This window comes from uncultured Frigoribacterium sp. (genome assembly GCF_963515265.1).
Taxonomy (GTDB): domain Bacteria; phylum Actinomycetota; class Actinomycetes; order Actinomycetales; family Microbacteriaceae; genus Frigoribacterium.
On record NZ_CAUPYL010000111.1, the window covers coordinates 1 to 8,304 of the forward strand.

Consider the following 8,304-nt stretch of genomic DNA (forward strand, 5'->3'; position numbering starts at 1 on the left):
GGCCGGAGCTCCTCGCCGCAGCCGCCGCTTCGGGATGCGCCCGGTCAGGCCGGGCGACACGACGAGCCGCTGCGTGCCCGCGGCGAGCAGGTCGAGCACGATGGCGAGCGCGGCGACGACGACGGCGCCGGCGACGACGCGGCCGTAGTCGTTGAGCGACAGCCCGTCGATCAGCAGCCGGCCGAGGCCGCCGATGCCGACGTAGGCGGCGACCGTCGAGGTGGCGACGAGCTGCAGCAGCGCGTTGCGGAGACCCGACGAGATCAGCGGCAGCGCGATGGGCACCTCGACCTTGAACAGCACCTGCAGGGGCCGCATCCCCATGCCCCGGGCCGCGTCGATCGCTGCCGGGTCGACCGCGCGGATGCCCGCGTACGTCGTGGTGAGGATCGGCGGGATCGCCAGGATGACCAGGGCGATCAGCACGGGGCCGAAGCCGAGGCCCATGATCACGACGAGCAGGATGATGAGCCCCAGCGTCGGCAGCGACCGCCCGGCGTTCGCCGCGTTGATGGCGATGAACGAGCCCTTGCCGGTGTGGCCGATGTAGAGGCCGAGGGGCAGCGCGATCACGGCCGCGACGACGAGCGCCTGCACCGTGTACCAGAGGTGGGTGAGCACCAGTTCGGGGATCGAGGCACGCACGCCGCCGCCCTGCCAGTTGGCGGGGTCGAGCAGGTAGCCGAGCAGTCCGTCGCTCATGCGGCGATCCTCCCTGCCGCACGCGTCCAGGGCGTCACGCGCCGCTGGATCAGCACGATGATCCCGTCGCACACGGCGGCGAGCAGCACCGAGAGGACGATGCCGACGACGATCGGCGGGGTGTAGTTCAGCTGCTGCCCGCGGGTGAAGAGGGCACCGAGGCCGCCGACGCCGATCAGGGCGCCGACGCTGACGAGGCTGACGTTGGCGACCGTCGCGACGCGGAGCCCCGCGAGCATGACCGGCAGCGCGATCGGCAGCTCGACCGAGACCAGGCGCCGGAGGCGGCGGTAGCCCATCGCGGAGGCGGCTTCGGTCACGAGCGGGTCGACCGACTTGAGCCCGTCGGCGACGACCCGCACGAGCAGCGCGATCGTGTAGACGCTGAGGGCGATGATGATGTTCAGCGGAGACAGGATCCGGATGCCGACGATGGTCGGCACGAGCACGATCAGCGCGATCGACGGCACCGCGTAGAGGATGCCGCTGAGGTTGAGCAGCGGGTGGTAGAGGAACCCGAAGCGGACCGCGAGGTAGCCGATCGGCAGCGACACGACGATGCCGATCAGCACCGGGACCAGCGCCAGGAACACGTGCTGCGAGAGGGCGGCCTGGATGACCGCGACGTTGTTCTGCAGGTACTGGATCACGCCGGGTCGACCTCCCGTCGACGGCGGGCTTCCAGCTGCTGCATGAGGCTGGTGTGGCGGATCACGCCGTCGGCCACCCCGTCCTCGTCGACGCGGACGACGACGCCGACCGGCGACGTGATCGCGAGGTCGGTCACGAGGCGCAGCGAGTCCGAGCTCTGGAACGCGCCTCCGGTGGGCGTCGGGGAGGCGGTCGACCCGAGACCGGCGCCCGTCCAGCCGAGCGGCCTGCCGGCCTGGTCGAGCACGAGCTGCTCGGGACCGGTCGTCACCTCGGACAGGGGCGCGACGTCGAGGCTCGCGGCCGAGTCGAACGAGAGGCTGCGGAAGCCGCGGTCGCGTCCGACGAAGCCCGCGACGAAGTCGTCGGCCGGGTTCGCCAGCAGCTCGCGCGGGGTGGCGAACTGGGCCAGGCGGCCGCCCTCCTGGAACACGGCGACGTTGTCGCCGAGCTTGATCGCCTCGTCGATGTCGTGGGTGACCATCGCGATGGTCTTGCCGAGGTCGCGCTGCAGGCGGAGGAACTCGGCCTGCAGGCCCTCGCGGACGATCGGGTCGACGGCGCTGAACGGCTCGTCCATGATCATCACCGGCGGGTCGGCGGCCAGCGCGCGGGCGACGCCGACGCGCTGTTGCTGGCCGCCCGAGAGCTGCACCGGGTAGCGGTCGGCCATCGCCGAGGTGAGCCCGACCCGCTCCATGAGCTCGACCGCGGTGGCGCGGGCCGCCTTCTTGCTCGTGCCGACGAGGGCGGGCACCGTCATGATGTTCTCGACGATCGTGCGGTGCGGGAACAGGCCGGCGGCCTGGATGACGTAGCCGATGCCGCGGCGCAGCAGCGCCTCGTCCTGCCCGGCGACGTCGACGCCGTCGATGAGCACGCGGCCGGTCGACGGGGTGACCATGCGGTTGATCATGCGCAGCGAGGTGGTCTTGCCACAGCCGGAGGGGCCGACCAGGACGGTGAGCTCGCCGGTCGGCAGTTCCATGTCGAGCTGCTCGACGGCGACCGTGCCGTCGGGATAGACCTTGCTGACGCCCTCGAACGTGATCATCTGTTCTCCTTGCCTGTCGGAACCGTGGTGGCCGGGTGTTCGACATGACCGGTAGAACAGCCATACATCGTCCATTGTCGCCGATTCCTGGTCGGTGCGCGGCGATCGAGGCCTGATCGTGACCTTGGGGGCTTGCGTTCCCTGCGACTCGGGGGAAGTTGCAGGAGCGGGTCTTGTCACGCGCGTCACCCCAGAGGTGTCCGACGGGACGTCGTGAGTGGCGGAGGATCGGAACATGACCGATCGCACCACCGTCCCCCTCCCCGCGCGCGCCCTGCCCGACCGCACCTTCGACGACTACGTGGCCGGGCTCGTCGAGACGCACGGCCCGCTCGAGGTGACCGAGTCCGAGATCGTGGCGTTCGCCTCCTCGTTCGACCCCCACGACATGCACGTCGACCCCGAGGCGGCGAGGAGGAGCCCGTTCGGCGGCCTCATCGCCAGCGGCTGGCACACGACGGCGCTGATGATGCGGCTGATGGTGGGCGGGTTCCTGAACCAGCGCGCGAGCGTCGCCTCGCCCGGGGTCGACGAGCTGCGCTGGCTGCTGCCGGTGCGGCCGGGCGACTCCCTCAGGGCGCGGTTCACCGTGCTCTCGTCGCGCGTCTCGGCCTCGAAGCCCGACCGCGGCCTCGTGCGCACCCGCATCGAGGTGCTGAACCAGCGCGACGAGGTCGTCATGTCGCAAGTGATGATGAACCTCGTCCTGCGCGAGCTGCCCGCCCTCGCCTGAGCCGGCCGTGTGCCGGCGCCGAGTGGTCAGGAGATGTCCTGCCCGAGCCCGTGGAGGACGTCTTCTGACCACTCGCGGCGCTCGGACACGCGGGCGGGCCGACCAGCAGGCCGGCAAGCCGACAGGTGTCGGGCACGGGTGACGCGCGCGGCGTAGCCTCTGGCCATGAAGGCACTCCAGTACACGAAGATCGGTCAGCACCCCGAGGTCGTCGAGATCGAGAAGCCGTCGCCCGGCCCCGGGCAGGTGCTGCTCAAGATCACCGCCGCCGGGGTCTGCCACAGCGACGAGTTCGTCATGGGCCTCAGCGAGGAGGACTACGCGGCGGGCGGCTACCCCCTGCCCCTCACGCTCGGGCACGAGGGCGCGGGCGTCGTGGACGAGCTCGGCGAGGGGGTCGAGCACCTGCAGGTCGGCGACGCCGTCGCCGTCTACGGCCCGTGGGGCTGCGGCCGCTGCCGCCCCTGCTCGCAGGGCAAGGAGAACTACTGCGTCAACGCGGCCGCCGAGGGCATCAAGCCTCCCGGCCTCGGCGCCCCCGGCTCGATGGCCGAGTACATGGTCGTGGACGACCCCCGGCACCTGGTGCCGCTCGGCGACCTCGACCCCGTCCAGAACGTGTCGCTGACCGACGCCGGGCTCACTCCGTACCACGCGATCAAGACGTCCCTGCCGAAGCTCGGGGCGGGCACCTTCGCGGTCGTGATCGGCACCGGCGGCCTCGGGCACGTCGGCATCCAGATCCTCAAGGCGCTGTCGGGCGCGCAGATCATCGCCCTCGACGTCAGCGACGAGAAGCTCGAGCTCGCCACCCACGTCGGTGCCGACCACGTGCTGATCAGCGACGAGCACGCGGCCGACGGCATCCGCGAGCTCACGGGCGGGCTGGGCGCGAACGCCGTGTTCGACTTCGTGGGGGCGCCTCCCACGGTGGCCCTCGCCACGTCGGTCGCCGCCTCGGAGGCGGACGTCACCCTCGTCGGGATCGGCGGCGGCACCGCAGAGGTCGGCTTCGGCTCGATCGCCTACGACGCCGCCGTCCGGGTGCCGTACTGGGGCAGCCGCTCCGAGCTGATCGAGGTGCTCGACCTCGCCCGGTCGGGCCGCGTCTCGGTCGAGACGCAGCGCTACTCGCTCGACGACGGCCCGGCGGCCTACGAGGCCCTCGCCGCGGGCACGGTGCGCGGCCGCGCGGTCATCGTCCCGTAGCGCGTCCGCCGGGCCCGGGCGGGCAGGGCCTCTGTCCGTCCGGGTGACGCGTCGCGGGGGTCCGGCCGGCTCGGACCCCCGCGACGCTTCGCCTCGATCGCCCAGCGGGCGAGAACGCGGCGAGCGCGCTCGGCGAGAGCTGCTGCACGGCCGCGTTCGCGCACGCCTCGTAGCTCGAGCCCGACGCGCCGACGAAGATCGACCGGACCGATCCGGGCGGGTAGATACGGAACCCGTCGGTCGCGGTGGGCTGGCACTCGGCCGGGTCGTAGTTCCCGGCCTGCGTGATCTTGACGAGGGCCTGGGTCTCCCCTCCCGGCGCCAGGTCCTGGGTGTCGTGCGGAGTACCACGGTCGAGGGTGGCGGAGGCGCCGACCTGGGTGCCGTTCCCGCCGCCGACGAACGAGACGCCCGGCCAGCCCTGCAGCGTGCAGGTGCGATCGCCGGTGTTCGTGAAGATGAACGCGACGCCGTAGCTGCCCGCCGCGCCGCCGCCTCCCTGACCGCCTCCGTCGGCGATCTCGATGCCGAGTTCGTCGACCGTGCAGCGGGCCGACGCGTCGCTCGAGGCACCGTCGCCGAGGTCGCCGCCGCCTCCCGAGGCGCCGTCGGGACCCGGGGTCGCGCTCGGCTCGGCGGGGTCGGTCGCGGCGGGGCTGTCGGAGGCGACCGGGTCGGGAGCCGACGGCGAGGCGGACGAGGAGGCGCCGGTCGACGACACGTCCGGGTCGCCCGAGGTGCAGCCCGCGACGAGCAGGCCGAGCGACGAGGCCAGCACGAGGGGGAGGATGATCTTCACGGAACGGTTCATGTACCGATCGTGCACTGTCTGCAGGGAGCGTGCACTTCGTTCAGGGAGATCGTCCATCCCTCTGGCCGAGGAACGCACGCGGCGGAGCCAGCGTGTGGACGTGCCGTGCGCACCACCGTGCCGTGGCCGGTCGTCGTCGGGTCGTGGCTGGCCGACGGCTCCGTCTTCGACGCTCTCGACTGCCTGCCCGGCGTGCACCACGACATGCACCTCGAGGCGCCCGACCGTGTGTTCGAGCTCGTCGCCGATGTGCTCTAGCCCGCCTCCCGCGCCTCGCGCCTCGCTCGCCTCGCGCCTCGCGCCCGATCGAGACGACGCGTCCGGGGAGTCACGCGCGCTCCCAGCCCCCGCGAGCGTCATCGGGATGCGGCTCGCGGTGCCGCGAACAGACTCACAGGACCCTCTTACCGCATCCTTGAGGTTCTGTTATGTTCCGGGCAGGGGCTCGCCCCTCCTCCCTCGGGGTGCTGGGCCGCGACGGAACTGCAATGACGCACGTATCCACCTCGAGAGAAAGAACGCCCTTGCGCTCATCAGCCAGAAGGGGCCTCGTCGCTGCGCCGACGGCCCTCGTACTCGCCCTCGGAGGTGTCCTGCTCGCCGCAGGGCCCGCCTCCGCGGCCGCTCCTGTGACGATCACGTCGCCGGCGCCCGGCTCCACCTACGACAACTCGACCGGCTTCGCCCAGGTCGTGCCGCTCGCGGGCACCGGCCTGCCCCAGGCCGACACCCTCGTGCTCACGTACGACCGAGGCGACGGCACGTTCGTCAACGGCATCTTCGGCGGGACCACGACCAACGCCGACACCTCGTTCACGACGAACGCCAACTTCGGCGACCTGCTGCCCGGCGAGACGACGGTCGTCGCGAACGTCTCGGGAGCGAACGCCACGACCGGCGTCGCCGACCCCGAGGTCACGCCGTCCACCTACACGTTCGAGCTCGCCGTCGCGCCGAACCCCGCCTCCCCCTTCACCGTGACGTACCCGGGCACGACCCAGGTCGTGGACACGACGACCCCGGTCTTCACGGGCACGGCGCAGCCGGGCAGCACCGTCACGGTGACGTACAGCAACAAGAACCTCGGCAACTCGGTCGCCGGCTCCGCGACGGCGAACCCGGACGGCACCTTCGCGGTCCCGACGACGTTCCTCGACCTCGCGCCGGGCTCGCTCGGCACGGGTGCGAACGTCACCCAGTCGAACCCGGCCGCGCAGGTCGGGCCGCTGGGCGTGGCCTTCACGTTCGCCGAGGCTCCCGTGCCCGCGATCGCCCCGACGATCACGGCGACGCCGGCCGAGGTGACCGTCGACGAGGCGAGCACCACCGGCGTCGCGATCGCCGCCACCGGCTTCAGCCCCAACGAAGAGGTCACCACCGTCGTGACCGACTCCGACGGCGCCGTCGTCGTGCTCGCCGACCGTGAGCTGAACTACTACGCCGACGACACCGTGGGCGCCTACGCCGACACGATCGTCTTCGCCGACGACGTGCTCGCCGACGACTACACGATCACACTGACCGGAGTCCGCTCGGGCATCGTCCAGGCCGTGGACGTGACCGTCGCCGACGAGATCGTCCTGCTCACGCCCACCCCGGTGATCACCAGCCCCACGGAGGGGCAGGTCGTCACGGGCGGCACCGTCGTTGTCTCCGGCACCGGCCCCGTCGGCACCGGCATCGTGCTGACCGTCGCCGACCCGTCGTTCCTCGACGGGACCATCACCGAGTCGCCCGCCGAGGGCCGCTTCTACCTCACCGACCTCGCCGACCCGATCCTGGTCGACGCGGAGGGCAACTGGACGGTCTCCGTCTCGCTGCTCCCCGGTGAGTACGTCACCCAGGCCATCGCGGCCGAGCTGAACGCCGACGGCTCCGTGAACGAGGAAGGCGCCGTGTCGGACTTCTCGAACACCGTCGCCTTCTCGCTCGTCGCCGCTGCCGTGGTCCCGCCCGTCGTGACACCGGCCGCCCCCGTGACGCGTCCGGCCGGCCTCGCCTACACGGGTTCGGAGGCGTCGCAGGGCGTCGTCGGCGCCGCGCTGCTCCTGCTCGTCGGCGGAGGGCTGCTCGTCGCCGCCCGTCGCCGCCGCGCGCTGACGGTCGACTCGGCCGAGTAGCACCGCACCGCACCACCGCACCACCTCGCCCGCCCCGGGCGGCACCACGGACCTCCGTGGTCGCCGCCTGGGGCGGGCGTCGTCGTGCTCGTCCTCACACCGCGAGTTGCCACTTCGCGGGGCCTCACCGCCTCCAGAGCACCGCGAAACGGCAAGTCACCTGTGGCAGAGGGCGCGAGCACGCGAGGGCGCGAGCACGCGAGGGCGCGAGCACGCGAGCCGAGGAGGCGGGCGAGCAGACGAGGCAGTTCGGATGACTTCCGCAGGTCCTCCCGGGGGTCTGCACATCGTGGGCCAGCACGATGTGGTCATGCCCGACTTCAAGCGCCTCCTGGGCGCCGCCGCGAAAGCGCTCGGCGACTCGAACTCCTCCTCGTCCTCCCGCAACGGCCAGCCGCCGCGACCGGGTGCCGGCTCCGGCTCGGGTTCCGGCACCGACTGGCGTGACCTCGTCCGCACGGCGGCAGACAAGCTGACCGGCGACGGCAGCCAGCAGCAGCAGGGCGACCAGCGAGGAGGTGGCCCGCAGCAAGGGCAGGCCGGCTACGGCCAGCAGCAGGGGCAGGGCTACGGCCAGCAGGGCGGCTACGACGGGCGTCAGCAGGGTCACGGCCAGCAGGGTCACGGCCAGCCGGACCAGGGGCGGCAGGGCCAGCCGGGCGGCTACGACCAGCGCCAGCCGGGCGGCTACGACCCGCGCCAGCAGGGCGGCCACGACGGGCGTCAGCAGGGCGAGCAGCAACGCCCGGCCCAGCAGCACAGCGCGTCCGGCGCTCCCCGCGCGACCGAGGCCGACCGCGTCGCCCTCGGCAAGTACGACTACCTCCTCCGCACGGCCGAGCCCGAGCAGCTCGAGCAGGTGCACCGCGACGCGTTCGCCCGCCTGACCCCGCAGCAGCGCGAGCTCGTCCAGGCCCGCCTCACGGAGGAGCTGCCCGCCCACGAGCAGCCCCGCAGCGGCAGCACCGACGACCTCGCACGGGCCGCCACCCGCGGCGAGACCGTGCACCCCGGCCTCATGCAG

8 protein-coding genes and 1 pseudogene are annotated in these 8,304 nt (G+C 72.4%); 5 read left to right on the forward strand and 4 right to left on the reverse strand.

Translation table 11 applies throughout. The annotated features are described in order from the left end of the window. The 3 genes from RWM17_RS09665 to RWM17_RS09675 form a co-directional block, all read right to left on the reverse strand. On the reverse strand, positions 1–702 hold a 702-nt coding region (locus RWM17_RS09665), incomplete at its 3' end, for an ABC transporter permease (protein WP_314103094.1). Next, positions 699–1,352: an ABC transporter permease gene (locus tag RWM17_RS09670; RefSeq protein WP_314103096.1), complete on the reverse strand. Its 654-nt coding sequence runs from the start codon at positions 1,350–1,352 to the stop codon at positions 699–701. The genes RWM17_RS09670 and RWM17_RS09665, both read right to left, overlap by 4 nt. Further along, positions 1,349–2,407 (reverse strand): ATP-binding cassette domain-containing protein, encoded by a 1,059-nt coding sequence (locus RWM17_RS09675; protein ID WP_314103099.1) that lies wholly within the window; start codon positions 2,405–2,407, stop codon positions 1,349–1,351. Before RWM17_RS09675 ends, RWM17_RS09670 begins: the two co-directional genes overlap by 4 nt. 235 nt (positions 2,408–2,642) lie before the next feature. On the opposite strand from RWM17_RS09675, the gene RWM17_RS09680 reads away from it, so the two are divergent. Continuing rightward, the gene (locus RWM17_RS09680; RefSeq protein ID WP_314103101.1) at positions 2,643–3,140 is read left to right on the forward strand and encodes a MaoC family dehydratase; all 498 of its coding nucleotides are present in this window, start codon (positions 2,643–2,645) and stop codon (positions 3,138–3,140) included. A 165-nt stretch (positions 3,141–3,305) separates the two neighbouring features. After that, a complete protein-coding gene (locus RWM17_RS09685) occupies positions 3,306–4,349 on the forward strand; it encodes an NAD(P)-dependent alcohol dehydrogenase (RefSeq protein WP_314103104.1) in 1,044 nt (347 codons plus the stop codon). Here the strand turns inward: RWM17_RS09685 and RWM17_RS09690 are convergent. Further along, the gene (locus RWM17_RS09690; RefSeq protein WP_314103107.1) at positions 4,336–5,160 is read right to left on the reverse strand and encodes a DUF4232 domain-containing protein; all 825 of its coding nucleotides are present in this window, start codon (positions 5,158–5,160) and stop codon (positions 4,336–4,338) included. The two genes, RWM17_RS09685 and RWM17_RS09690, sit on opposite strands and share 14 nt — an antisense overlap. A gap of 105 nt (positions 5,161–5,265) precedes the next feature. Here RWM17_RS09690 and RWM17_RS09695 point away from each other — a divergent pair, with 105 nt between their 5' ends. The 3 genes and pseudogenes from RWM17_RS09695 to RWM17_RS09705 form a co-directional block, all read left to right on the forward strand. Beyond that, on the forward strand, positions 5,266–5,418 hold the full coding sequence (locus RWM17_RS09695) for a hypothetical protein (RefSeq protein ID WP_314103110.1): 153 nt from the start codon (positions 5,266–5,268) through the stop codon (positions 5,416–5,418). A 266-nt stretch (positions 5,419–5,684) separates the two neighbouring features. Continuing rightward, on the forward strand, positions 5,685–7,280 hold the full coding sequence (locus tag RWM17_RS09700) for a hypothetical protein (protein WP_314103112.1): 1,596 nt from the start codon (positions 5,685–5,687) through the stop codon (positions 7,278–7,280). A 310-nt stretch (positions 7,281–7,590) separates the two neighbouring features. Continuing rightward, positions 7,591–8,304 (forward strand): annotated as a pseudogene (locus RWM17_RS09705) (hypothetical protein); the annotation flags it as partial.

Bases quoted from the DNA above. Each gene is read 5' to 3' on its own strand.
- RWM17_RS09675 (WP_314103099.1), bottom strand. From the start codon at position 2,407: ATGATCACGTTCGAGGGCGTCAGCAAGGTCTATCCCGACGGCACGGTC.
- RWM17_RS09680 (WP_314103101.1), top strand. From the start codon at position 2,643: ATGACCGATCGCACCACCGTCCCCCTCCCCGCGCGCGCCCTGCCCGAC.
- RWM17_RS09685 (WP_314103104.1), top strand. From the start codon at position 3,306: ATGAAGGCACTCCAGTACACGAAGATCGGTCAGCACCCCGAGGTCGTC.
- RWM17_RS09690 (WP_314103107.1), bottom strand. From the start codon at position 5,160: ATGAACCGTTCCGTGAAGATCATCCTCCCCCTCGTGCTGGCCTCGTCG.